Genomic DNA, 24,247 nt, shown 5'->3' on the forward strand with positions numbered 1-24,247 from the left:
ATCGGCGCCGGCCGAGCGGTTGCGGCCGGACCGGCGACGCGGACGGCGCCAAGCTCAACGACAGAGAGCGGCACAGCCAATGCCCCAGGTCCCCACTCTCCACGGCCCCGTCGAGTCCACCGAACTGGGCCGGACCTACGTGCACGAGCACATCTTCACCCTCACGGCCGACGTGCAGCAGAACCACCCCGGCGAATGGGGCGACGAGGAGGAGCGGATCGCCGACGCCGCCGAACGCCTGAGCGCGTTGGCCGCCCAGGGCGTGCGCACCGTCGTCGACCCCACCGTCATCGGCCTGGGTCGCTACATCCCCCGCATCCAGCGCGTGGCCGAACGGGTGCCCGAACTCAACATCGTCGTCGCCACGGGCGTCTACACCTACGACAGCGTCCCCGCTTACTTCCGGTACCGCGGGCCGGCGGTCGGCCGGCCCGATCCCATGGTCGACATGTTCACCGCCGACATCACCGACGGCATCGGCGGCACCGGCGTGCGCGCGGGCATGCTCAAGTGCGCGATCGACGAACCGGGGCCCACACCCGACGTCGAGCGGATCATGCGGGCCGTGGCCGCCGCCCACCACCGCACGGGGGTGCCCATCACCGTGCACACCCACCCCGGTTCGGGGAGCGGGCTGGAGGCCAAGCGCGTGCTGTGCGACGAGGAGGGCGTCGATCCGCGCCGCGTCGTCCTGGGCCACAGCGGCGACACCACCGACACCGACCACCTGAGCGAACTGGCCGAGGCCGGGTTCGTGCTGGGCATGGACCGTTTCGGCCTCAACGTCGAGACCACGTTCGAGGCCCGCGCCGACACGCTCGTCGAGATGTGCCGGCGCGGCTTCGCCGAGAGCATGGTGCTGTCGCAGGACGCGTCGTGCTACATCGACTGGATCGACCCGGAGGTGCTGCCGCTGATGCCGCAGTGGAACTACCTGCACATCGGCGAAGAGGTGCTGCCCTACGTGCGCGAGCGCGGCGTGTCCGAGGAGCAGATCAACACGATGCTCGTGGACGTCCCCCGGCGGCTGTGGGAATGAGAGGCGCCGTCCGCGCTACCGCGGTGCGCGTTCTCCGGTACCGGATGCGAACGGTCGCCTACCCGAGGAGGGCTGCGGCGACGCCACCGGTACCGACCGCCGCGGCCGCCACCCGCCGCCGGCCTCGCCGCCCTCTTCAGGACAGGAACCGGGCCAGTTCTTCGACGACCAGGGTGGCGGCCTCCTCCGCGGCGGCGACTCCCGTGCCGTAGTCGGGCTGGTCGTCGGTGAGGACCGCGGCCAGGTACGCGCGGCCGTCGCGCTCGATGCGGCCGGTGCTGTGCACGTTCCACGGGCCGCCGCGGCCGGGGGCGGGCGCCCAGCCGTTCTTCAGCTCGGTGGAGCCGGTGGAGTCGGCGTCGGCTGCCGCGCTGATGCCCCAGGCTTGTTCCGGCGCCACCGAGGCCATCAGCGAACGCACGTATGCGCGGCTGCGCTCGTTCAGCGGGCTGGCGTCGGTGAACACCGCACGCAGCAGCCGGAGCCGGTCGGCGGCGGTGCTCGTGCCCATGCCCCAGGCGCCGCCCTCGTGCGGGCGGGTGTCCAGGAGGCCCAGGCGGGCGGTGGCCTCGGTGAACCCGGGTGTGAAGCCGTTGTACTGGTAGGCGTCGTCGGCGGCGTCGTTCTCGCTGTAGCGGAGCATCCTCTCGGCCAGGTCCGTCTCGCGGTCGGTGAGGAAGCGGCCGCTCTCCTGTGCGTTCATCAGCATGTGCACGACGAGATCCAGTTTGACGACGCTGGCGACCCGGAACTCGGCGTCGGCGGCGTAACCGAAGGTGGCCCCGGTGCGCAGGTCCTGCACAGATACAGCCACGCGCCCGGGGCGGCCGGAGAAGCGGTCGTCGAGCAGGGCGGTGATGCGGGCGCGCTCCTGGGGCCCCAGCGCGGCGGCCGTCTCGATCGGGGCGCCGGTGTCGCTCGGAGCGGGCGGGGGCACGGTGCCGCCGGCGCGGGGGTGGCCCGGGGTGACGGCGGCCAGCACGGTTGCCAGCAGCACGGGGGCCAGCACGGCGGCGAGGACGCCCCATCGGCCCGGCCGAGCGGCGGGCGGGCCGGGGAACAGGCGGACGATGGCGCCGCGCCGCGGCGGCAGGATCGGCGGCAGCGAGCGCGCCCAGCGGCGCAGGCGAGTGCGCCGGGGCCGCCTCTCCGACCTCTCCGACGCGGCGGCCGCCGCACCACCGGTTCGGTCGCCCGCGGGCGCGCCGTGCTCCGCTGCGTGCCGCGGGTGCGGGAGGGCCGCGCGGGCCTGCGGGACCTCCGGCGCCCGGGGGCCGAACCGGGCGCCGCGGGCGCTCCATCGGCGCCGGAACCTCAGCGGGAGAGGCGACCACGCCCTCAGCCGTCGCCGGAGACCGCCGTGCTCCGGCGGGGCTTTCGCGTCGCCGGCCGCGCCGTCGCCGGGCAGGGCTGTGGCCCGGGTGCCGGTGGGCCGCCGTCGCACCGCTCGTCCTCCACCGTCGCTGAGCGCCGCGCGCCCTCGGAGCGACCGCGGTGGATCCGCCTACCGCGGAGAGGACCGCTCCGGGCGCCTGGGATGCCTCGAATATGCCATTCGCCGGGTCTCTGCGCTAGAGCGATTCGGTTGCGGTTCAGTCGATTCCGCGCGCGGTAAGGGCCTCGCCCAGCGCGTCGGCCGAACGCAGCAGTCCCACGATCACCGGCACCACCATCGCGTCGGGGCGGCCACGCAGGCCGCGGGCGAGGTAGGCCTCGCGCGAGGTCCGCCATGCGGAGGCGACCATCGGGATGCAGCGGATCGTCATGGCGAGCACCAGGGACACCCGCCGCGGGTCGGCGCCCAGCCGCGCGAGCGGGCGCGCCAGGCGCTCGAACAGATCCAGCATCTCGCTGACGCGTGTGGAGGCCGTGACCATGGTCGCCAGTAGCGCGGCCGCCATCAGCTGCCCGCACACCCGCACCGCCGCCGTCCAGTCGCCGGCCAGCCACTGGAACAGCACGATGACGGCAAGGAACGGCGCCAGCGCCCGCAGCGTGCGCAGCGCCGGGCGCACCCCCAGCCCGCACAGGGGGTGCAGCAGCGCGGCGACGGCCGCCGCGGCCACGGCGACATAGGCGTTCGCGGAGGCCACCACGGCGGCCACGGCCAGCAGGAGGACCGAGAGCTTGGTGCCGGCCGACAGCCGGTGCAGCACCGCACGGCGCGAGCGCGGCGGGACGTAGAGGCCGACCATGCTCATGGCCGGAGTCCGCCTCCCGAAGCGCGCGGGCCGGCTTCGGCTCCCGGATCCGGCTGCGCGCCGGCCGCGTCGGGGCGAGGACCTCCCGAAGCCGTGTGGCCGGTGTCCGCATCCGGCCGCATGAGCGCGGTGTAGTAGGCGATCGCCTCGGCCGGGGCGCCGTCGAACACGACGCGCCCCTCGTCCATCACCAGCACGCGGTCGAAGGCGGTCAGCGCATCGAGGTGGTGGGTGAGCAGCACGACCTGCTGGGGCAGCGCGCGCAGCGTCTCCTCGATGACTGCCGTGTTGCGCAGGTCCAGCAGTGTGGTGGGTTCGTCGCACACCAGCACTTCGGGCCGGGTGACCAGCACCGACGCCAACGCGAGCATCTGGCGCTGCCCGCCGGAGAGCAGGTGCGCGGGATGGTCGCGGTGGCCGGCCAGGCCGTGGCGCTCCAGTACGGCGTCCACGCGCGCCCGCTGCTCGTCGGCGCTGAGCCCGCTGCGGCGCAGGCCGATGGCGACGTCCTCGGCCACCGTGGGCATGACGATCTGCGCCGAGGCGTCGGAGAAGACGAAGCCCACGCGGCGCCGGATCTCGCGGGCGTGGCGGCGGGTGTTCAGGCCGTCCAGCAGCACGCGCCCGGAGTCGGGCAGTACCAGGCCGTTGAGGGTGCGGGCCAGCGTCGACTTTCCGGAGCCGTTGGCGCCGATGACGCCGATGCGGTGCTCGCTCAGCTCCAGGTCGACGTCGCGCAGCACCGCACGCCCGTCGTAGGCGTGGGAGACGCCCTCCAGGCGCAGCGTCATTCCGTGCGGTCCGTGGAGCCGGCGGGTCCGGTGCCGCCGTCGGTGCCGGCGGTGTCGGTGAAGGTGTCGGCGGCGTTGTCGGCGGTTTCCTCCCCGACCGGGCGGCCGGCGGGCGGCACGGGGTAGGCCCGGTGTACGGCCGCGGCGATGCCCGCGGCCAGCGCGGCCTTGGCGAGGTCGCCGGGCAGGAACACACCCGCCGCGGTGATCGTGGCCAGCAGTTCGTCGCCGAGGGCGACCGCGCTCCAGGGCACTCCGATGAGGTAGACGACGCCGATGCCGCCGACGATGTTGGCGCCCAGCCCCGGCCAGAACCGGTAGCGCGGCAGCATGAGGTGCACCAGCAGCCCGATGACCAGCGCGCCGAGCACCCAGCCGAGCATGTAGCCCCCGGTGGGTCCCACGAAGGGCGTCGGCCCGCCGCGCCCGCCCGGCAGCAGCGGCAGCCCCGCCACCACCAGGGCCAGGAAGGTCAGTACGACCAGCGTGCCGCGCTTGGCGCCGAGCAGACTGGGGGCGAGCATCACCCCGAGCGTCTGCAGCGTGATCGGCACGGGGCCGACGTTGATGGCCGCGGACATGCTGAGCACGGCCAGCAGTGCCGCGAACACCCCGATGAGGGCGATGTCGCGGGCGGTCAGTCCGCGGCGGCGAACCCGGCTGTGGGATGCCTGGGGCATGGGGGTCCCGTCCTCTCCTGCACGTCGTGGTGGCGCCTGCCATCCCCATTGTCCGTTATGCCGAACAATGCCAGGCGCCTCGCCCCGTCCTCGCCGGGTCGGTGAACGCCGACCGGTGCGGCGCGGACCGGCCGCCGACCCACCGGAACGCCTCCCGGTGATCGGCGGCCTATCGGGCGAAGACGCGTGCCGGATGCGGACTCAGCGGACCGCCCGTCGGGATCAGTGGTCCAGCGAAGGATCCGAGAAGCGCAGGGTCGCGCCGATGCCTTCCTCGACCGTGATCTCACGCTGAGGAACAAGGACGAGGTGGGCCGAGGTCGCGGCCGCCGCCCGCAGCACAGCGGGACCGGCCGGCTCCTCGACCGGCTCGTCCACGCCCATCTCGCGGAGCTCCTGCTTGTCGAGGGCGATCTGCTCGCCGGAGGGCCCGATCCACACTCGCCTGTCGGACTCGGCCGCTCCGAGCGACCACAGCAGTGTGTCCACCTGGCCGCGCTGGAGTGCGCGCACCACTGCGGCGAAGCCCTCCACCGTCCGGTCGCGGTTGGCGCGGCCCTGCTCGAAGGACTCCTGCACCTCGACGACCCGCGCCCGGTCGCGCTCCTCCAGGTGGCCGCGCAGTTCCTCCTCCAGCGGTGAGGCCTCCGACCCGGCCGCGCGCGAACCCGACTCCAGGTCCAAGGCCCGCGGCTCCAGCCAGTCGGGCAGCCGATCACGCAGCTCGCCGCGCACCTGGACGTCGCCGGCGATCGCCACCACCTCGGCGCCGCTGCGCTTGGCCTCCTCGGCCGCGGCCCCGGCCACCCGGCCGGCGTTCTCGGCGACCTGGTGGTCGACGTTGCGCTGCATCTGCTTGTGGTGGTAACCGCCCTCGCGGACCTTGTGGACGGGCCAGTCGTCGCCCTCGACGCGATGATGCGCCGTGCGCCCGTCGCCGTACACGGTGCGGACGTCGCCGCCGAGGCTGTCGACTACGGCGAGCACGTAGGGGGTCTGCGTGCGCTGGCTGCGGATGTACAGCAGCGGGTCCGCAAGCTGTCCGACGCGGGCCAGGTGGTCCTGCGGCGGCTCGGATACCACGGTGTCGAGCAGGATTTCGCCGCCGGCGGCGAAGACCACCTGACCGTGCGGCCCGGCCACGCTGCCCGTCTGCCCCACGACGGCGTCCATGGCGCTGAGCGTGGGCTCGTCGGCTCCCTGAGCCCGCAGGTCCTCACGCGCCTTCTGCCACCGGACGTGGACCTCGTGGTCGGTGTCCTCGGCATCGCGCGAGGTGTTGATGGCCAGCGAGGCCACCGGCCCGGTCGTGTTGTTGAGAGATGCGAGAAAGCTGAGGTCCATGGTCGTCGACTCCGCTCCAGGGGTGGTTGGCGGGATTCCCGGGCCCGTTCGCCCGGTCGGCGGCGGGAAGATCGCGGCGCGCCTTCCCGGCGTCAGCCCCGCGGCGTACCGGAGGCACCGGTGAACAGCGCGGACAGCTCCTTTGGTAGCTGGGAGAGGGTGTCTTCGGTCTCCTCGCGGGGAAGCCGTTCGCGGACGGTGTTGAGCACCGCGCTCACCCCCCGTTCGACCTCTGCGGGATCGACTGTCGAGACTCCCCCGCTGACCTTGTCCAGGAACGCCCCCTTGTCGAAGGCGACGGCCTGTTCGGACGCTTCGTGCTCGGGCTGCAGTGCGGGAGGCAGATTGCCTGCCAGGTCGTTGAACTGCCCGCCGCTGAGGCTGCGCTGCAGCGCGGCCAACGTCGCCGCGGTCAGGCGCCGCGCCTCCTCGCGGGAGTCGAGCCCGGCGTGCTCCTGCACGCGGGCGAGGAATGCGTCGCCGGCGTCGCCGGTCTCCGGCTGTACCACGAGTTGCCTCCGTGTGATGTCGGAAAGCGTCTACGGGCCCACTAGTCACATACGGACACCGGTAAACGTCTGCCCTCGCCTCAAGGGTGTGACCTGAAGCGATTCGTCGGGAGCCGGCCCGAGCGATCGGCTCAGGCGGGACACCGAAGCGCCCTCCGGCGGCGCGGTCCTCCGCCCCCGCCTGTTCGTCGGGCACGGAGTCGGCGGATCCGGTCCGCGCCAACGGCGAGCGGGGCGAACTAGACCGGCAGGACGCAGGCCGGGTCGGACACGGACAGGCGGTGGCCGGTGTCCTCCGGTACGCCCTCGTCGTTCAGGCGCAGCGACGACAGTTCGGCGGACTTCTGATTGGCGACGACGATGTGGCCGTCGGTCAGGGCGAAATGGCGGGGCCACGCCCCGCCGCAGGGGATCTCGGCGATGCGGCGCAGTCCGGTGCCGCCGCCGGTGATCTCGAAAGCGGCGATGGTGTCGGCGCCGCGGTTGGAGACGTAGACGCGCTCGCCGTCCGGCGACAGCGCGATCTCGCCGGGGTGGTTGGGGCCGTCGTGGCCGCTTGCGGCCGCGTCGGCGACCGGCACCGCGCGGGCCTGTTCGGCGTCCCAGGACAGCACGTGCACGCGCGAGTCCAGCTCGCCGGCGATGTAGACGTGCCCGTTGGGGTGGACGGCCATGTGGCGCGGCCCCGCACCCGGGGTGAGGTGGGCGGCGACGGACAGCGGCCCCACCGGGCCGACCGGCCGGGAGGCGGCGGGTTCGAAGGCGTGGCAGCGCAGCTCGTCGGTACCGAGGTCGGCGATCAGAATGTGGCGGCCGCCGGGGGCGATCGCCGCGGAATGGGCGTGCGGACCCTCCTGGCGCGCGGGATTGGGGCCCTGGCCGGTGTGCTCCAGCACCACCTCCGCCTCCCGGGGTGCGCCCGAGTCCGCCAGGCGGTGCACGCTGACCTTGCCGTCGGCGTAGTTCGCGGTGACGACGTGGCGGCCGCCGGGGTGGGCGACCACGTGACAGGGGGCGGACCCGCCGGTGGGCGCGCCGCCGATCGCGGTCAGGGCGGGAGCGCCGCCGTCCTGCCCGCCCGGTCGGACGGCGAAGGCCTCGACCCTGCCCCGGTCGACCTCGTTGACCGCGTACACCACACCGCCCTGCGGATGCGCCGCCAGGAACGACGGGCCTGTCGTGCGCGCCGCCGCCTCGCCGCCGTGCAGCGCGCCGGTGCCGGGGTCCAGCCACGCGCGGTGGATGCCCTCTCCGGCGGCGTCGGGGTCGGAGTCGGGGGTGTAGGTCCCGATCCACAGCAGGCGGGGTGCGCTCATCAGTGCCCTTTCGTCGGTTGCGGGTGCCGGTGCGGAAGGAGCCCGGCGGAGTCGCCGGCGTCCCGGGCGGTGCCCGGCGGTCGTCGGCCGGGCCGGAGGCCGGCCCCGGCTGCCGCAGTCGCCGCCGGTACCCGACCGCCGAACCGGGCGCGCCCGGCCCGCGGTCTCAGTCCTTGGCCGCCTCGATCGCCTTGAGGATCCGTTTCTCCGAGACGGGATAGGCCGCGCCGATCTCCTGCGCGAAGAGGCTGACGCGGAACTCCTCCAGCATCCAGCCGATCTCGCGCACGTCGGCGTCCTGATCGCGTCCGGGCGGAAGCTCGCCGAGGAGCTTGTCGCGAGCTTGGCGCATCTGCTCGATCTTGGACATGTTGACCTGGTCGCGGCGCGGGTTGTCGGCCAGCTTGGTCAGGCGGTACTCCGCCGCCTTGAGGTAGCGGTGCAGGTCGGGCAGGCGCGCCAGCCCGGCCTCGGTGACGAAGCCCGGATGCACCAGGCCGGCGATCTGGCCCTGGACGTCGTTCAGCGACGGCAGTACCGCCAGGCTGGTGGTGCCCTTGAGCTTGCGGCCCAGCTCGTGGGCGGTCTGCAGGATGCGGGCCGCGCCGGTCACCGCCTCCTCCACGGTGTCGGCGAGCTCGGCGCGCACGTGCTCGCGCAGCCGCTCGAACGCCGCGGGGTCCCACTGGTCGCCGCCGGAGGAGGTGAGGGCCTCCAGCCCGCCGCGGGCGGCGATCAGCGCGTCGGCGGCGCAGTCCAGGCAGTCGTCGAAGAGCGCCGACACACTGCCGTGCGGATTGTTGCTCAGCGCCAGCTTGGTGCCGTTGTCCAGGCCGCGCTGGATGACCGCCGCGGGCGAGGGCACCTGCAGCAGAAGCATCCGCCGGACGCCGCGCCACATGGCGTGGTGCTGCTCGGCGCCGGTGTCGAAGAGGCGCACGGCGACGCTGCCGCCCTCGTCGACCAGCGCCGGGTAGCCCTTCACGGTGGGGCCGGCCGACTTGCGCTCGAAGATCCGCGGGAGCGGCCCGAAGTCCCACTCCTGCACGCCGGAGCGCTCGATGCCGCGGGCCTCGGCGGAGATGGCCTTCTGCAGCCGCGGCTTGAGCCGGGACCGCAGGGCCGGCAGGTCCTTCTCCTCGGCCAGCGTGTGCTGCTGGTCGTCGACGGCGCGGAAGGTGATCCGCAGGTGGTCGGGCACCCGCGCCCAGTCGAAGTCGCCGGGGGCGATCCGCTCGCCGCTCATGGCGCCCAGCGCGCGGGCGAGCGCCGCGGTCAGCGGCTCGGCGTAGGCGGTCATCCGCCCCAGCACCGTGCGGGCGGTGTCGGGCACCGGAACGAAGTTGCGGCGCAGCGGCTTGGGCAGCGACCGGATCAGCGCGGTGACCAGCTCCTCGCGCAAGCCCGGGATCTGCCAGTCGAAGCCCTCCTCCGACACCTGGTTGAGCACGGCCAGCGGGATGATCGCGGTGACGCCGTCGGCGTCGGTTCCGGGTTCGAACTGGTAGCTCAGGGCGAAGGCGAGCTCGCCCTGGCGCCACTGGTCGGGGTAGTCCTGCTCGCTGACTCCTGCCGTGCCCTCGTTGATGAGCATCGACTTCTCGAAGTTCAGCAGGTCGGGCTGCCGGCGCCGCACCCGCTTCCACCAGGTGTCGAAGTGCGCCGCGGAGACGACCTCGGCGCCGATGCGCTCGTCGTAGAACTGGAAGAGCGTTTCGTCGTCGACCAGGATGTCGCGCCGGCGCGCGCGGTGCTCCAGGTCCTCGACCTCCTCCAGCAGCTGCCGGTTCTCGTGGAAGAAGCGGTGCTGGGTGTTCCAGTCGCCCTCGACCAGCGCGTGGCGGATGAACAGCTCGCGGGAGACCTCGGGGTCGATGGAGCCGTAGGCGACCTTGCGCTGGGCGACCAGGGGGACCCCGTAGAGGGTGACCCGCTCGTAGGCCATCACCGCGCCCTGCTTCTTCTCCCAGTGGGGTTCGCTGTAGAAGCGCTTGACCAGGTGAGTGCCGAGCCGCTCGGCCCATTCGGGCTCGATGCGCGCGACCATGCGCCCCCACAGCCGCGAGGTCTCGACCAGCTCGGCGGCCATGACGTAGCGGGGCTGCTTCTTGAACAGCGAGGAGCCCGGGAAGATCCCGAAGCGGGCGCCGCGCCCGCCCAGGTACTCGTTCTTCTCGGGGTCCTTGAGCCCGACGTGGGACAGCAGCCCCGACAGCAGCGAGGTGTGGATCTCGCGCGGCTTGGGCTCACTGGAGTTGAGGGTGGCGCCCTCGGCCTTGGCGACCTGCTTGAGCTGGCTGTAGATGTCCTGCCACTCGCGCACCCGCAGGTAGTTGAGGTACTCGTTGCGGCACATGCGGCGGAACTGGTTGCCCGACAGCACCTTCTGCTGCTCCTGCAGGTAGTTCCACAGGTTCACGAAGGCCAGGAAGTCCGACTCCTTGTCGGCGAAGCGGGCATGCTGCTCGTCCGCGGCCTGCTGCTTGTCGGCGGGGCGCTCGCGCGGGTCCTGGATCGACAGCGCGGCCGCGATGATCATGACCTCGCGCAGGCAGCCGTTGTCCTCGGCCTCCAGCACCATGCGGCCCAGCCGCGGGTCGACGGGCAGCTGGGCGAGTCGGCGGCCGACCGAGGTGAGGCTCTTGCCGGGATCGGGCTCGCCGGGGTGCAGCGCGCCCAGCTCCTGCAGCAGCTGCACGCCGTCGGAGATCTGGCGGCGGTCGGGCCCCTCCACGAACGGGAAGGCGGCGACGTCGCCCAGGCCCAGCGAGGCCATCTGCAGGATGACCGAGGCGAGGTTGGTGCGCAGGATCTCGGGATCGGTGAACTCCGGCCGGGAGAGGAAGTCCTCCTCGGAGTAGAGCCGGATGCAGACGCCCTCGGCCACACGGCCGCAGCGGCCCTTGCGCTGGTTGGCCGAGGCCTGGGAGATCCGCTCGATCGGCAGCCGCTGCACCTTGGTGCGGTGGCTGTAGCGGGAGATGCGCGCGGTACCGGGGTCGATGACGTAGCGGATGCCCGGCACGGTCAGCGAGGTCTCGGCGACGTTGGTCGCCAGCACGATGCGCCGCCCGCGGTGCGGCGCGAACACGCGCTGCTGCTCGGCGGCGGACAATCGCGCGAACAGCGGCACGATCTCGGTCTCGGGCAGCTTCTGCTTCTGCAAGGCGTCGGCGGTGTCGCGGATCTCGCGCTCGCCGCTGAGGAACACCAGGATGTCGCCGGGGCCCTCGCCCCGCAGTTCGTCGACGGCCGCGCAGACGGCCTGGGTCTGGTCCTCCTGCTCGCCCTCCTCGTCCTCGTCCGCGGGGCGGTAGCGGACCTCCACCGGGTAGGTGCGCCCGGACACCTCCACGATCGGAGCGTCGCCGAAGTGGCGGGAGAAGCGCTCGGGGTCGATGGTGGCCGAGGTGATGATGACCTTGAGATCGGGCCGGCGCGGCAGCAGCTGCTTGATGTAGCCCAGCAGGAAGTCGATGTTGAGGCTGCGCTCGTGTGCCTCGTCGATGATGAGGGTGTCGTAGCGGCGCAGCATGCGGTCCTGCTGGATCTCGGCCAGCAGGATGCCGTCGGTCATCACCTTGACGAGGGTGTCGTCGCCGGAGCGGTCGGTGAAGCGGACCTTGTAGCCCACCGCCTCGCCGAGCGGGGTGTCCAGCTCCTCGGCGATGCGCTCGGAGACCGTACGCGCCGCCAGCCGCCGCGGCTGGGTGTGGCCCACGGCGCCGTGCACGCCGCGCCCCAGCTCCATGCAGATCTTGGGCAGCTGGGTGGTCTTGCCCGAACCCGTCTCACCGGCGACGATGACGACCTGGTTGTCGCGTACGGCCGCGGCGATGTCGTCCTTGCGCGCGCTGACCGGCAGCTGCTCGGGGTAGTCGATCGTGGGCACAGCCGAAGCGCGGCGCTCGACGCGGGCCTGGGCGGAGTCGATCTCCGCGGAGATCTCGGCGGCGATGCCGGCGCGCTTGCTCTCGGTGCGGACCTTCTGGAGCCCGTCGATACGGCGGCGCAGCCGGTGCCGGTCGGCCAGCATCAAGGGGGACAGGCGACCGCGGAGTTCGCGGATGTCGCGGTGTTCGGAGCCGGAACGGGCCCCGGAGGGGGCGGCAGACGACGTTTTCATACCGCGGTCCAGGATATGCGGAAGCGCCAAAGCTTTTTCCGCCCGCCTCCCCCAGCTCGAAGCGCTCCGCGCCACCCGCCTACAACCCGGCCGCCACCCCGCCCCGTCCCAGACGCCGCGCGCCATCGCCGGGAGCCCGGAACCGTGCGCGGACAACCGCCGCAGAGGTCGCGGCGCCCCCGTGCAGACGGCTGCCGAGAGGGTCCTCTGCGCTCCGGGCTCAGGCCTGGAACTTGGGCTGCCCGCGCGCGTCGCGGGCAGCCTCGGCGACCGCGGCGAGGTCGGCGCCGGTGGAGGCGGTGACGGCCGCGGCCACGGCGCCCTCGACGAACGGCGCGTCCACGAGCACGACGTCCTGGCGCGAGTCGTCCTCCAGCACCATCCGGGCCGTGAGCACCGCGCTTCCGATGTCGGGCAGCACGACCACGCCGGCGCCGGAGTCGGCCTCGGCGACGGCCGCGGCGATCCGCTCGTACGAGGTGCCGATCCCGCCCTCGTCGGTACCGCCGGCGCGGAAGACGCACCCGCCCGCAGATCCGAGCTGGCCGATCAGCTCGCCCAGACCTTCGGCGAGTTTCCCGCTGTGCGACACGAGCACGATTCCGACAGTGGCGCCATCGTTTTCCATGGGGATCTAGGCTACTTCCCGGGAAGCGCCCCAGGGCGCACGTCACCGCCGAGGCCACCGCGGGAGCGAGCCGTATGAAGAAGTTCCTCAACACCGCCGACACCTACCTCACCGACGCGCTGGCCGGTTTCGCGGCCGCACACCCCGAACTGTCCGTCAACCTGGAGTCCAAGGTGGTCACGCGCGCCCGCGGGCCCGTGGCAGGCAAGGTCGGGCTGGTCTCCGGGGGCGGCTCGGGCCACGAGCCGCTGCACACCGGGTTCGTCGGCGAAGGCATGCTCGACGCCGCCTGCCCCGGAGAGATCTTCACCTCGCCCGTGCCCGACCAGGCCACCGAGGCGGTGCGTGCGGTCGACAGCGGCGAGGGCACCGTGCTGGTGGTGAAGAACTACACCGGCGACGTGATGAACTTCGAGATGGCCGCCGAGCTCCTCGGCGAGGAGGGCCTGCAGGTCGAGACGGTGCTGGTCAACGACGACGTGGCGGTGGAGGACTCCACGTTCACGGCGGGCCGGCGCGGCACCGGCGCCACGCTGCTGGTGGAGAAGATCGCCGGAGCCTCGGCGGCGCGCGGCGACGCGCTTTCGGAGGTCGCCGAGGTGGGCCGCCGCGTCAACGCCGCATCGCGCTCGTTCGCTGTGGCACTGACGGCCTGCACCACGCCCTCGGCCGGGCGCCCCGGCTTCGAGCTTCCCGAGGACGAGATCGAAGTGGGCGTCGGCATCCACGGCGAGCCCGGCCGGCGCCGCGAGAAGCTGCGCTCGGCCGGCGAGATCGTCTCGGACATGGTCGACGCGATCCTCGACGACCGCCCGCTGGAGAGCGGCGCGGAGGCGATCGTCGTGGTCAACGGGATGGGCGGCACCCCGCTCAGTGAGCTGTACCTGGTCTACGGCGAGGTGGCCGCGCTGCTGGAGGAGCGCGGGGTCTCCATCGTCCGCAGCGCTGTCGGCGACTACGTGACCAGCCTGGACATGGCCGGCTGCTCGATCACGGTGTGCGAGGCGCAGGAGGACTTCCTCCCCCTGTGGGACGCCCCGGTCAACACCCCGGGACTGCGGTGGGGAGTCTGAGCGGCCCTCGAAAGCAGGCCTAGCTCCGGGCGGCGGAGGCCCCGCCGCCCGGAGCGCGTCCGCGTAACCGACATCCCCGGTACGGGGGTGCTCCCCATATCCGCTGTACTGGACGCGGTTCCAGCGCGCCCGTTCCGTGGCCGCGGCATAGTGGCTGTATCGGCCCGGGTCCTGCGCACCCGTTCCGGCCCTCGCAGCCGTCGGCGAACGAGGAACCCCGAAAGTTCGGATCAGACCGGATCCGTTCCTCTGCAGCGACGCGACCGGGAGTTTCGCGAGGTGTCTGCCTGGTGACCGCATGCGGACGCAGGAGACCTGCGGATCGTTCGCGCGCCTGGCGAGAGGGCTGTCCGTGGCGCCACGCCGCCGCAGCGGGGCATGCTGTGCTGGGTAGGGACACGGCAGAGGCCATGAGGATCGGGAGGCACCGGTGGATATCGAACTCGCCCGCGCCTGGGTGCGGGGCATCGACGCGGCCGTCGAGCGGGAACGGGAGCGGCTGGGCGAGCTGGACGCCGCCGTCGGCGACGGCGACCACGGCGAGAATCTGCGGCGCGGGTTCTCCTCTGCGGTGGAGGCCGTGGAGGCGATGGACCCCGACTCGGTCGGCGCGGTGCTCACCAAGACCGGCACCACCCTGGTCTCGCGGGTCGGCGGCGCCTCCGGTCCCCTCTACGGCTCGGCCTTCCGCGCCGCGGGCAAGCGGCTGGCCGCCGAGCGTGTCGAGCCTGAGGACGTGGGCGCCGCACTGAGCGCCGCGCTGGAGGAGGTGCGCCGCCTGGGCGGCGCGCAGACCGGCGACAAGACGATGGTCGACGCCTTGGCACCCGCCGTGGACGCCTTCCTCAAGGCGGTGGACTCCGGAGGAGGGCTGAGCGAGGCGGCGCGCGCGGCCGCCGACGCGGCCGAGGAGGGCGCGCGTGCCACCGAGCCGCTGCAGGCGCGCAAGGGCCGCGCGTCCTACCTCGGCGAACGCAGTATCGGCCACCTGGACCCGGGTGCGGTCTCCACGGCACTGGTGCTGCGCGCCCTGGCCGAGGCGGCTGCACAGGGCTGACACGCGGCTCCGCCGGGCTCAGCCCAGCCTCTCGGCGTCGCTGGCCAGTTCGTGCTCGTCGATGTAGGCCTGGAGGCGGTCCTGCTCCAGCGCCTCGAACAGGCCGTCGTTGACCGACGTGTCCAGCCGCAGCACGTTCTTCCCGTCGATCCATGCGGGCTTGTCGACCGCCAGGGTGACGAAGACGGCGTTCTCCGGTCCGACGTCGAGCAGTCGCGCCGCAGCCGCCTGCATCGTGGCGGCGGTGACTCTGTCGTCGACGGCCAGCGACTCGCTGGCGGCCTGCAGGAACGCGTCGAGCCGCTGCGGATCGGAGGCCAGGCCGGAGTTCGCCGCCTTCTCGGCCATCGCGTTGAGGAACACATGCTGGCGCTCGACCCTGTCGATGTCGCTTCCGGAGAGGCCCTTGCGCTCGCGGACGAACCGCAGCGCCTCCTCGCCGTCCATGTGGTTTTCGCCCTGCGGCCAGTGCCAGCCGTTGGTGGGATCGTGGATCGCGTGCGGCAGGTCGAGCGTGACGCCGCCCAGCGCGTCGACCATCCGCTCGAAGCCGCGGAAGTCCAGCGCCGCGAAGTGGTCGATCGCGACGCCGCTGAGGCGCTCGACAGTGCTCACCAGCAGCCGGGGACCGCCCTGGCGGTAGGCCTCGTTGATCTTGTCCCGGCCGTGCCCGGGAATCTCCACCCAGGAGTCGCGCGGAAACGAGATGGCGAACGCGCGCTGGGCGCCCTCGGGCATGTGCACCAGGATGATCACGTCGGAGCCCGACTTGCCGCTGCGCCACTTGCCGGTGGTGGCGTCGCCGCGCAGGTCCGAACCCACCAGCAGCCAGTTCTCGCCGGGGTCGGCCTCGGCGGAGGCGCGATCGGTGGGCAAGGCGCCGGAGATGCGGTCGACGTTGCTGTCGTAGACGCCGACGCGCCACAGCACGGTTCCGGCGGCGGCCGCGATCACCACGAGCACGGCGGTGAACGCGGAGGCGAGCACACGCCGCGCCCGCCGGCTCCCCCGGTGCCTGGTGTGCGAATCGACCATGACGCCGTCCCGATCGCGTCGGTACGTAGTACTACGCCTTGATTGTCAGCTTTCCCGGTGACGCGCGGTCCTCACCCTCCGCGGACCCGCTTTCGGCGACGGGAACGGGCGGACGCCGCCGCGCCCGGCCGCGCGCCGCCGCATTCGGCGACCGTTCGCGCGGGGGTCGATCCCGCCCGCACGAACGCTCACCTGCACAGCACGGGCTCCGGCGCCTCGTCCGGCAGCCGGTGCCCGCGCTCGCCGCCGGCCGCACGCACCGGCACCGGTTCGGGCTCCGGCTGCCCGCCGGGACCGCTGAACCAGGTGCGCAGCGCCCGGCTCCACGGGTTGGCGCGCATGCCCGGGTAGAGCACGCCGACCGCCAGGCAGTACTTGCTGATGCGCACGGGGTGAGCGCTCAGGGCGCGCAGGATGCGATCGGCCTCGCCGCGGCCGTCGGCGGACTTGCACTCCACGACCGCCCACCCGTCGTCGGCCTTCGCCACCGCACCGTCCGCGCTGCACACCAGCCCGGTGTCGCAGGTGATCCGTTCCGCTCCGGACAGCCGCACCAGGGTGCGGCGCCAGTACGCCGTCTCGACCCGCGGCGCGAGCCCGGCGGGCGGCAGCATCCCGTAGGCCTCGGTCAGCACCGGTACCAGGAAGGACCGCGCCTGAGCGGTCAGCTCGCGGCGGCGGTCGGCGGGATGGTCGATGCGCCGCTTGACGGTGGCCTCGCGCGCACCCTCCAGCTTCACCTCGAAGGAGCAGCCGCCGGTGTCGAGGTAGCTGCGGGTGCGGATCTTGAAGCGGCGGCGCCTGCCTTGCCGGTGCAGGCGGAAGGTGAGCAGGTCGGGGGTGTCGAAGTAGGTCGAGGAGTAGCGGAAGCCGCGCGCGCCGCCGATCTGCAGCACCGCCCAGTCGCGCCGCTCGGCCAGCGCGTCGACGAGGCGCAGGAGGTCCGAGCGGCGGACGAGGTGCTTGCGGTCCTGGCGGGTCAGCAGCTCCGCGCGGTCGGCGGCCTCGTCCAGCCCGATCCCGGGGAGCCGCCCGACGGCGGCGGTCTCGGCACCCGGGCTCACCGCAGCACCTCCGGCCGGGCCGCCGGGCGGCCGGCGGTGCCCGGGCGCGCGGACCCCTGCGGGTCGCTCGCGCGGTAGCGCACGTCCACGACCATGGTCTCGCGCACGTAGTCGACCCTCTCGACCACCATCCGGCGCACCGGCGCCCGCAGTCTCCGCTCCAGGTCGGCGCGCAGAGCCGTGTCGTCCTCATGCACCACGTCGAGCACGATGACGCGCCGCCGGGCGCGACCGGTCAGCGCCGGGTGGTCGGCGGCGTACATCGTGCCGAGCAGCAGCAGGTCCAGCCCCGCCATGACGAGCAGCGAGTCCGCGCCGAGGGCGTTGACCAGTCCCAGTGCCAGGGCGATGAAGTAGTAGCCCACCTCGCGCTGGCTGATCTCGTCGGAGCGCAGCCGGATGATCGACAGCACCCCGAACAGCCCGAAGCCCAGCGCCAAGCCGGCCTGCTGGGCCATCAGCAGGGTGCAGACGGCGAAGATCCCGGTGTTGAGCGCGATGTAGGCGAACATCAGGTCGGCGCGGCGGTGCCGGCGGTAGTAGATCGCGCAGGCCAGGACGACGATGGCGACCACGTCGACGGCGAGTGCCAAAAGGACGGTGTTCACGCGCACCTCGGCTTCGAGAAGTGGTGGGGCTCGATACGGGCGACCGCTCCCGTGGGAGGGGGCGCCGGCATCCACTCTGCGAAGCCGTCATGAACCGGCGGTGAGCGAATCATGAGGAAAGCTTCATGATGCGCTGCGCTGCGGCCGAGCGGGCTCGGTCCGACCGCAGCGAGACCTCAGGGGCACGGCGGCGGCGCACCGGGACACTCTCGCCGGGGGGCCGCGCCCCCGAGGACGCGCCTGGGGGCGGAAGCCCCGCCGCCGTTGCGGGTCAGCCCGCGAGCAGCTGGGGCTCGCGCCCGTGCGCGCTCCACAGCGCACCGGCCAGCGCCTCGTCGAGTTCGCTGACGGTCGCCGCGGCGGACACCGGGACCGGCCCCGAGCCGCGGACGCCGTCGGCCACCCGGGCGGTGGCGGTGCGCAGGCGCTCCAGCCGGAGGCCGATCTCGGCGGAGTCGCCGCCGAGGGCCTCCTCATAGGCCTTCAGCGCGTGCAGCAGGTCGAGCAGCCTCAGATGGGCGGCGTCGGTTTTGGCGCCGCGCAGGGCGTGCTCGGCTGCGGCGCGGGTCTTGCGAAGTGTGGTGTTCATCGGGCTCAGCCCTCCTTTCCATCGCAGCGGGGACGCCGCGACAGGATCCACGAATCGGAGTGCGGGGCGGACGAACGCGTCGGGCAGGGCCGTGCGCGGCGGCCCTGCCCTCGCGGCTGCCCCGGCGTGGCGGGTCTTACGCGTCGATCTGGCGCGCCTGGCTGCCTCCGCTGACGTTGATCTTGCGGGGCTTCGCCTTTTCGGCGACCGGGACGCGCAGCGTAAGAACGCCGTCGGTGTACTCGGCGGAGATGTTGTCGGCGTCCAGCGTCTCGCCGAGGAACAGCTGCCGGGAGAACGTGCCCGAGGGGCGCTCGGCCACGACCATCTCCCGCCCTTCCCGGGCGGTGTCGGCCCGATCGGCCCTGACGGTCAGCACGTTGCGCTCGACCTCCAGGTCGATGGACTCGGGCCGGACACCGGGCAGGTCGAAGTGGACCACGAACGAGTCGCCGTCCCGGTAGGCGTCCATCGGCATACCGACGGGCTGGCCTCCGTCGCCGAGCAGGCGCTGGGTGATCCGGTCGAAGTCCCGGAAGGGGTCTGTACGCATCAGCATCATGGTCACCTCCAAAGTCGCTCACATAACCTGATGCGAGGAGACGCAGGTTTTATACCACGAACCCGAGAGAATAAACATCACGGACGCTGAGAAAGTTTCAATCCTGGGCAGGAGGAAACATGGCCTCCGCAGAGGGCCCCGAGGGGGTTCGCGGCACGGACCGCTCGACGGCCCGCGAGGAGACCACAGCCACGACCGCCCCCGGTACGCTGCCGGAAAGCTCCGCGTGCGGGCGGTCCGTGGCCGCCCGCACCGCCGCCGGCGCCCTGCCGCACGGCGTGACCGTGAACGGGCCCGCCGAGCCGCCGGTCCCCGCCCGGCGCGCCGCGCTGGAACGGCTGGGCGGCGCGCTGCCCCCGCCGCGGAAGGACCCCCGCCGATGACCGCAGACGGCCGCCCCGAGCCGGACCGGGCCCTGTACACCATCTCGGTGGCAGCCGAACTCGCCGGGATCTCGCCGCAGGCGCTGCGCCTCTACGAGCAGCGCGGGCTGCTCAGCCCCGCGCGCACCGGCGGCGGCACACGCCTGTACAGCGACAACGACATCGCCCGGCTGCGCCGCATCAGCAGCCTGGCCGAGGAGGGCGTCAACCTCGCCGGCATCTCCCGCATCCTCGATCTGCAGGAGGAGAACACCCGGTTGCGCAGCAGCGGAGCCGAGGAGGGCTGAGCACGGTCGCGGGCCCGGCCCGCCCGCGAGCGCACGGTAGGCCGGGACGCGGACGCGCGGCTACCTCGAATCCTCCTACTCTTGGGCTGGGGAGTCGGCCTGCCCGGTCGGCGCGGCCTGACCGCGTTGCGGTCTGCGGGCGAAGGGGGCCGCTACGGCGATCAGCCCCGGCAGCACCGCCAGAGCGAGCACGGGCGGCAGGTAGGAGCCGGCCAGCTCGTGGCCCAGCGAGAGCAGCAGCGGGGCCACCGCGGTGGAGGAGACCGCCACCGACTGGGTCAGCCCGCGCAGCGTGCCCAGGCTCGCGGTGCCGTAGTAGTACGGGAACGCCGCCGCCTCCACGGAGCGCGCCCCCGCGGCGCCGGCGCCCAGGGCCATTCCGTAGACGATTGCGGTCACTCCCGGTGCCACGATCGGCAGCATGCACAGCGCCGCGGCCTGCATCGCCATGCAGCCCATGATCAGCAGCTTCGGGGAGAAGCGGTCGGTGGCGGCGCTGAAGCCGAACGACGCCAGCAGCCCGGCCGCGGTCTGCGGCAGGAAGTTGGCCGCCGCCTGGGTGGGGGTCAGCCCCTGCTCGCCGAGGACGGAGACCTGGTGGAAGAACACCGCCGTGGTCACCAGGCCGCTTGCGGCCACGGCGCCGGTGATCAGCCAGAACATCGAGGTACGTATGATCGAGCGAAGCGGCCAGGCGGTTTCGGCCGCGCCGCTGCCGCCGCCGTCCGCCCCCTGCGTGCCGGTGCCGCCCTTGCCCCCGCGCACGCCGCGCAGGCCCCAGATCGCGATCGGCAGCACGACCGCCCACACCACCAGCGCCTCGCCGAAGACGGCCGCGCGCCAGCCGATCTCGGTGATGACGCGCTCGGTGGCGACGGGAACCAGCGAGATCCCCGCCGTGCCGACCGCGGTGGTGATCCCGACGGCGGTGCCGCGCTTGCGGGTCACGGCGATGGCCACGGCGGTGGTGGCCACCAGGGTCATCCCGCCCTGGCCCATCGCGCGGGCGCCCACGAAGGCCACCGTCAGCCCGACGAGCCCTTCGACCAGCGACAGCAGCGTCAGGAAGCTGCCGAAGGTCAGCGCGACCACCGCCAGGACGGGCCGCACGCCGAACCGGTCCACGGCACGGCCGATCCAGGGCAGCGCCACCGCGCCGCACAGAGTGCCGATCATGTAGGCGGTGGAGACGGCCGAGCGGCTGACGTCCAGGTCGCGGATGAAGTGGTCGATCAGCACCGACATGCCGGCGGTCTGGCCGGGCCCGCTCAGCGCGAGGACGATCCCGCACAGTGCGACGGCCACGGCCGGGCGCCGGGCACCGCCGGCGCCGGCAGCCGCTCCGGGACCGGAGCCGGACGGAGGATCGGCCGGGGAATCGGTTGCGGACTCGTCGCCGGTCTCAGGGCGTGCGGACAGCGCGGACACCTGCTTTCGGCATACGGCGGGCACCGGACGGGGCGGGACATGAGGCGGGATGCGGGATGATCATCGGATGTCTGCGAGAGGGCGGGGCACCGCGTTCACGGCGCCGCCCCCGTGCGGCCACACTGCGGCATCCGACACGTCACCCTGGGATCACAGTGGAACACGGTATCCGACCGCCCGCGCGAGACCGCGCCCGCCCCCGCACGCAGCGGATGACCGCTCCGGCGGGGGCGGCGCCGATCGGGGGTCAGGGCATCAGGCCGACGTGGGCCAGCGCCTGGCGAAGCAGCACGCCCTGGCCGCCGCTCATCTCCTGCTGCACGTTCTCGCCTGCCGCCTCCTCCGGTGAGAACCACACCAGGTCCAGCGCGTCCTGGCGGGGCCGGCAGTCGCCCGTGACCGGCACGACGTAGGCCAGCGACACCGCGTGCTGCCGGGGATCGTGGAAGGGTGTGACGCCCGGCGTGGGAAAGTACTCCGCAACGGTGAAAGGCTGCGGCGAGGCCGGTACGTGCGGCAGCGCGACCGGCCCCAGGTCCTTCTCCAGGTTGCGCAGCAGGGCGTCGCGGATCCGCTCGTGGTAGAGCACCCGGCCCGAGACCAGCGAGCGGCTGAAGGTCTGGTCGGGGGCCACACCCAGCAGCAGCCCGACGCTGGTCACCGCACCGGAGCCGTCCACGCGCACGGGGACGGCGTTGACGTAGACGATGGGCAGGCGTCCGCGCGCGTCCTCGATCTCGGTGCGGGAGAGCCAACCGGGCGAGGTGTCCGTCGTATCTGTCATGGCACCGTCCTACCCCGTCGGCCCCGCGGACACCGACGGGTGTCACGGCTCACATCCGCCTCGGCCGGGTGCGCCCGCCACGCGTCAGGACCGGCGCTCCGGGGCCGATCGGGCGACGCGGTTCCCGTTCAACGAAACAGGTAGTGGACGCGGCCCCGGCGACTGGCCACCATGGCCCCACGGAGCGGTCCGCGTCACATGTCGCGGGCCACCGCTCCCCCGGCCACAGGGCGGCAACGAAAAGAGGGCCATATGACCCAGGAAGTGCGCGGGGTCGTCGCGCGGACCAAGAACGCACCCGTCGAGATGGAGACCGTCCTCATCCCCGACCCCGGCCCCGGAGAGGCCGTGGTGCGCGTGCAGGCGTGCGGGGTGTGCCACACCGACCTGCACTACAAGCTGGGCGGTATCAGCGACGACTTCCCCTTCCTGCTCGGACACGAGGCCGCAGGCGTCGTGGAGTCGGTGGGCTCGGGAGTCACCGACGTCGCCCCCGGCGACTTCGTGGTCCTCAACTGGCGAGCCGTGTGCGGGCAGTGCCGCGCCTGCAAGCGCGGCCGCCCCTGGTACTGCTTCGACACCCACAACGCCGAACAGCCGATGACGCTGACCGACGGCACGCCCCTCTCCCCCGCCCTGGGCATCGGCGCATTCAGCGACAAGACCCTGGTCGCGGCGGGCCAGTGCACCAAGGTCGACCCCCAGGCCGCGCCCAGCGCCGTCGGGCTGCTGGGCTGCGGCGTGATGGCCGGAATCGGCGCCGCCATCAACACCGGCGCGGTGGGGCGCGGCGACAGTGTCGCGGTCATCGGGTGCGGCGGGGTCGGCTCGGCCGCGGTCGCCGGCGCCCGCCTGGCCGGGGCCGCCAAGATCATCGCCGTGGATCTCGACCGGCGCAAGCTGGACTCCGCGCGCGGCATGGGTGCGACCCACACCGTCGACGCCCGGGAGAACGACCCCGTGGAGGCCGTGCGCGAGCTGACCGGCGGGTTCGGAGCCGACGTCGTCATCGAGGCCGTGGGCCGACCCGAGACCTACCGCCAGGCGTTCTACGCCCGCGACCTGGCGGGCACGGTGGTGCTGGTGGGCGTGCCCACCCCGGAGATGACGCTGGAACTGCCGTTCCTGGACGTCTTCGCCCGCGGCGGCGCGCTGAAGTCGTCCTGGTACGGCGACTGCCTGCCCAGCCGCGACTTCCCGATGCTCACCGACCTCTACCGGCAGGGGCGGCTGGACCTGGACGCGTTCGTCTCCGAGACCGTTCCGCTGGACGGGGTCGAGGGTGCGTTCGCGAAGATGGAGCACGGCGACGTGCTGCGTTCGGTCGTTCTGATGTAAGGCCCCTGGCCCTCACTTGGGGCGGGCGCCGGGGCTCAGGCGGAGCGCTCGGCGCCCGCCCGCGCCCCCGTCGCCATCCTGGTCACCAGCTCGCGCAGCACCGGCCGCGGCGTGGCGAAGTTGAGCCGGGCGAACCCGCGCCCGGGCTCGCCGCAGTCGGGGCCGTCGACGAGCACGGTCCCGGAGCGCTCGTGCAGCACGTGCCCGGGGTTGTCGCCCAGTCCCAGGCCGCGGAAGTCCAGCCAGGCCAGGTAGGTCCCCTCGGGCGGGGTGTAACCCACCTCGGGCAGGTGCTCGCCCAGCAGCCCGGAGAGCTCGTGCCGGTTGCCGTCGAGGTAGGCGAGCACCTCGTCCAGCCAGTCGCCGCCCGCGGTATAGGCGGCGGTGGCGGCGGCCACGCCGAGGTTGCCGGCGCCGTGGGAGAGCACCGGGCCGATCCCGGCCAGGACCGCTGCGTCGGCGCTGTTGCTGACGATCAGCTGCGCGCATTTGAGGCCGGGGACGTTCCAGGCCTTGGAGGCCGAGGTGGCGGTGAGCGTGTGGCCGGCGGCCTCGGGCGAGACCGAGGCATAGGGCACGTGCCGGTGCCCGGGGTAGGTCAGGGGCGCGTGGATCTCGTCGGCGAATACGCGTCCGCCGTGCCGCTCGACGACCTCGCTCAGCCCGGCCAGTTCCTCGGCGGTGAAGACCCGGCCCAACGGGTTGTAGGGGTTGCACAGGGTCAGCAGGTGACCGCCCGAGCGGAACGCCCGCGCGATCGCGTCGAGGTCGAAGACGTGGCGGGTGCCGTCGAAGGCCATGGGGACCTCGATGATGTCGCGGCCCAGGCTGCGCGGCACCTTCAGAAACGGCATGTAGGCGGGCGTGGGCAGGATGACGGGGCTGCGCGGGCGGGAGAAGTGCTCGATGGCGGCTTCGAAGCCCTTGACCACGTCGGCGATGGGGTGGACGTCGGCGGGCTCGACGTCCCAGCCGTAGCGGTCGCGCTGCCACTGTGCGCAGGCGCCGCTCATCGCGGCGGCGGCGCGCGGCGGCAGGTAGCCGAAATCCCTCCGCTCCACAGCGGCGTGCAGGGCCTCGGTGATCGGCGGGGCCGTGCCGAAGTCCATCTCGGCGATGAACGCACCGATCGTGTCCTCGCCGTGCAGCGTCCACTTGATGCCGCCGCGCGAGCGGAGGTCCTCCATCGTCACCGCGTCGAACGCGCTCGCCAGGCTCACCGGCCGTCCTTTCCGGGCGTGGTCGCCCGCGGCAGGGGCCCGCCCGTCGGCGTGCGGCGCGCCGGGCGGGGCCGCGGGAGGTGGACACGGCTGAGGGCGGCACCGCGTGGATGCCGCCCGTCGCCTTCGCCCACTGTAGGCCGCCCGGTCGGGGCCGGCGCGGGCCGGTCGCGTCCCTCGCGCGT

At 73.1% G+C, this 24,247-nt stretch carries 23 protein-coding genes; 6 read left to right on the forward strand and 17 right to left on the reverse strand.

Annotated elements, in window-relative coordinates:
• The first annotated feature begins 79 nt into the window (after positions 1-79).
• Positions 80-1,039: a phosphotriesterase family protein gene (locus tag LP52_RS03550; RefSeq protein ID WP_040270700.1), complete on the forward strand. Its 960-nt coding sequence runs from the start codon at positions 80-82 to the stop codon at positions 1,037-1,039.
• Positions 1,040-1,175: 136 nt separating this feature from the next.
• Here LP52_RS03550 and LP52_RS03555 read toward each other — a convergent pair whose 3' ends face one another.
• The 9 genes from LP52_RS03555 to dhaM form a co-directional block, all read right to left on the reverse strand.
• Positions 1,176-2,048 (reverse strand): hypothetical protein, encoded by an 873-nt coding sequence (locus LP52_RS03555; protein WP_169775336.1) that lies wholly within the window; start codon positions 2,046-2,048, stop codon positions 1,176-1,178.
• Positions 2,049-2,631: 583 nt separating this feature from the next.
• A complete protein-coding gene (locus LP52_RS03565; RefSeq protein WP_040270704.1) occupies positions 2,632-3,240 on the reverse strand; it encodes an energy-coupling factor transporter transmembrane component T family protein in 609 nt (202 codons plus the stop codon).
• Complete coding sequence (locus LP52_RS03570) at positions 3,237-4,031, reverse strand: energy-coupling factor ABC transporter ATP-binding protein (RefSeq protein ID WP_084722844.1); 795 nt, start codon at positions 4,029-4,031, stop codon at positions 3,237-3,239. The genes LP52_RS03565 and LP52_RS03570 overlap by 4 nt, the downstream gene beginning before the upstream one ends.
• The gene (locus LP52_RS03575; protein WP_052809382.1) at positions 4,028-4,711 is read right to left on the reverse strand and encodes a biotin transporter BioY; all 684 of its coding nucleotides are present in this window, start codon (positions 4,709-4,711) and stop codon (positions 4,028-4,030) included. The genes LP52_RS03570 and LP52_RS03575 overlap by 4 nt, the downstream gene beginning before the upstream one ends.
• A gap of 222 nt (positions 4,712-4,933) precedes the next feature.
• Positions 4,934-6,055, reverse strand: a complete 1,122-nt coding sequence (locus LP52_RS03580; RefSeq protein ID WP_040270705.1) for a baeRF2 domain-containing protein — start codon at positions 6,053-6,055, stop codon at positions 4,934-4,936.
• Positions 6,056-6,147: 92 nt separating this feature from the next.
• Entirely contained in the window at positions 6,148-6,564 is a 417-nt protein-coding gene (locus LP52_RS03585) for a DUF2267 domain-containing protein (protein ID WP_040270707.1), read from the reverse strand.
• A gap of 239 nt (positions 6,565-6,803) precedes the next feature.
• Positions 6,804-7,880 (reverse strand): lactonase family protein, encoded by a 1,077-nt coding sequence (locus LP52_RS03590; protein WP_040270709.1) that lies wholly within the window; start codon positions 7,878-7,880, stop codon positions 6,804-6,806.
• 166 nt (positions 7,881-8,046) lie between these two features.
• Positions 8,047-11,916, reverse strand: coding sequence for an ATP-dependent RNA helicase HrpA (gene hrpA, locus LP52_RS03595; RefSeq protein ID WP_238580724.1), 3,870 nt, complete (start codon positions 11,914-11,916; stop codon positions 8,047-8,049).
• A gap of 310 nt (positions 11,917-12,226) precedes the next feature.
• On the reverse strand, positions 12,227-12,634 hold the full coding sequence (gene dhaM / locus LP52_RS03600; protein WP_040270713.1) for a dihydroxyacetone kinase phosphoryl donor subunit DhaM: 408 nt from the start codon (positions 12,632-12,634) through the stop codon (positions 12,227-12,229).
• 74 nt (positions 12,635-12,708) lie between these two features.
• Here dhaM and dhaK point away from each other — a divergent pair, with 74 nt between their 5' ends.
• A complete protein-coding gene (gene dhaK / locus LP52_RS03605) occupies positions 12,709-13,707 on the forward strand; it encodes a dihydroxyacetone kinase subunit DhaK (protein ID WP_040270715.1) in 999 nt (332 codons plus the stop codon).
• A gap of 430 nt (positions 13,708-14,137) precedes the next feature.
• Complete coding sequence (dhaL, locus tag LP52_RS03610) at positions 14,138-14,764, forward strand: dihydroxyacetone kinase subunit DhaL (protein ID WP_040270717.1); 627 nt, start codon at positions 14,138-14,140, stop codon at positions 14,762-14,764.
• Positions 14,765-14,782: 18 nt separating this feature from the next.
• Here dhaL and LP52_RS03615 read toward each other — a convergent pair whose 3' ends face one another.
• The 5 genes from LP52_RS03615 to LP52_RS03635 all read right to left on the reverse strand — a co-directional run bounded on the left by LP52_RS03615 (position 14,783) and on the right by LP52_RS03635 (position 18,622).
• Entirely contained in the window at positions 14,783-15,799 is a 1,017-nt protein-coding gene (locus tag LP52_RS03615; protein WP_052809383.1) for an LCP family protein, read from the reverse strand.
• Positions 15,800-15,987: 188 nt separating this feature from the next.
• Positions 15,988-16,863 (reverse strand): polyphosphate polymerase domain-containing protein, encoded by an 876-nt coding sequence (locus tag LP52_RS03620; protein ID WP_052809384.1) that lies wholly within the window; start codon positions 16,861-16,863, stop codon positions 15,988-15,990.
• The gene (locus tag LP52_RS03625) at positions 16,860-17,471 is read right to left on the reverse strand and encodes a DUF4956 domain-containing protein (RefSeq protein ID WP_040270943.1); all 612 of its coding nucleotides are present in this window, start codon (positions 17,469-17,471) and stop codon (positions 16,860-16,862) included. The genes LP52_RS03620 and LP52_RS03625 overlap by 4 nt, the downstream gene beginning before the upstream one ends.
• Positions 17,472-17,742: 271 nt before the next feature.
• Positions 17,743-18,060 carry a hypothetical protein gene (locus tag LP52_RS25570; protein ID WP_052809385.1) on the reverse strand — a complete coding sequence of 106 codons (318 nt, stop codon included), beginning with the start codon at positions 18,058-18,060 and terminating at the stop codon, positions 17,743-17,745.
• A 136-nt stretch (positions 18,061-18,196) separates the two neighbouring features.
• Positions 18,197-18,622: an Hsp20/alpha crystallin family protein gene (locus LP52_RS03635; protein ID WP_040270718.1), complete on the reverse strand. Its 426-nt coding sequence runs from the start codon at positions 18,620-18,622 to the stop codon at positions 18,197-18,199.
• 119 nt (positions 18,623-18,741) lie between these two features.
• Here LP52_RS03635 and LP52_RS03640 point away from each other — a divergent pair, with 119 nt between their 5' ends.
• Together LP52_RS03640 and LP52_RS03645 are read left to right on the forward strand one after the other, a co-directional pair.
• Positions 18,742-19,005: a hypothetical protein gene (locus LP52_RS03640; RefSeq protein WP_040270719.1), complete on the forward strand. Its 264-nt coding sequence runs from the start codon at positions 18,742-18,744 to the stop codon at positions 19,003-19,005.
• Positions 19,002-19,292 (forward strand): MerR family transcriptional regulator, encoded by a 291-nt coding sequence (locus LP52_RS03645; protein ID WP_040270721.1) that lies wholly within the window; start codon positions 19,002-19,004, stop codon positions 19,290-19,292. Before LP52_RS03640 ends, LP52_RS03645 begins: the two co-directional genes overlap by 4 nt.
• A gap of 75 nt (positions 19,293-19,367) precedes the next feature.
• On the opposite strand, the gene LP52_RS03650 is transcribed toward LP52_RS03645, so the two are convergent.
• Together LP52_RS03650 and LP52_RS03655 are read right to left on the reverse strand one after the other, a co-directional pair.
• Positions 19,368-20,597, reverse strand: a complete 1,230-nt coding sequence (locus LP52_RS03650; RefSeq protein ID WP_238580715.1) for an MFS transporter — start codon at positions 20,595-20,597, stop codon at positions 19,368-19,370.
• 370 nt (positions 20,598-20,967) lie between these two features.
• Positions 20,968-21,504, reverse strand: coding sequence for an NUDIX hydrolase family protein (locus LP52_RS03655; protein WP_040270723.1), 537 nt, complete (start codon positions 21,502-21,504; stop codon positions 20,968-20,970).
• Between the two features lie 252 nt (positions 21,505-21,756).
• On the opposite strand from LP52_RS03655, the gene LP52_RS03660 reads away from it, so the two are divergent.
• Positions 21,757-22,842 carry an S-(hydroxymethyl)mycothiol dehydrogenase gene (locus tag LP52_RS03660; RefSeq protein WP_040270725.1) on the forward strand — a complete coding sequence of 362 codons (1,086 nt, stop codon included), beginning with the start codon at positions 21,757-21,759 and terminating at the stop codon, positions 22,840-22,842.
• Between the two features lie 35 nt (positions 22,843-22,877).
• On the opposite strand, the gene LP52_RS03665 is transcribed toward LP52_RS03660, so the two are convergent.
• The gene (locus tag LP52_RS03665; RefSeq protein ID WP_040270726.1) at positions 22,878-24,062 is read right to left on the reverse strand and encodes a MalY/PatB family protein; all 1,185 of its coding nucleotides are present in this window, start codon (positions 24,060-24,062) and stop codon (positions 22,878-22,880) included.
• Positions 24,063-24,247: the final 185 nt, after the last annotated feature.

The organism is Streptomonospora alba (genome assembly GCF_000826685.1).
GTDB classification, from domain to species: Bacteria; Actinomycetota; Actinomycetes; order Streptosporangiales; family Streptosporangiaceae; genus Streptomonospora; species Streptomonospora alba.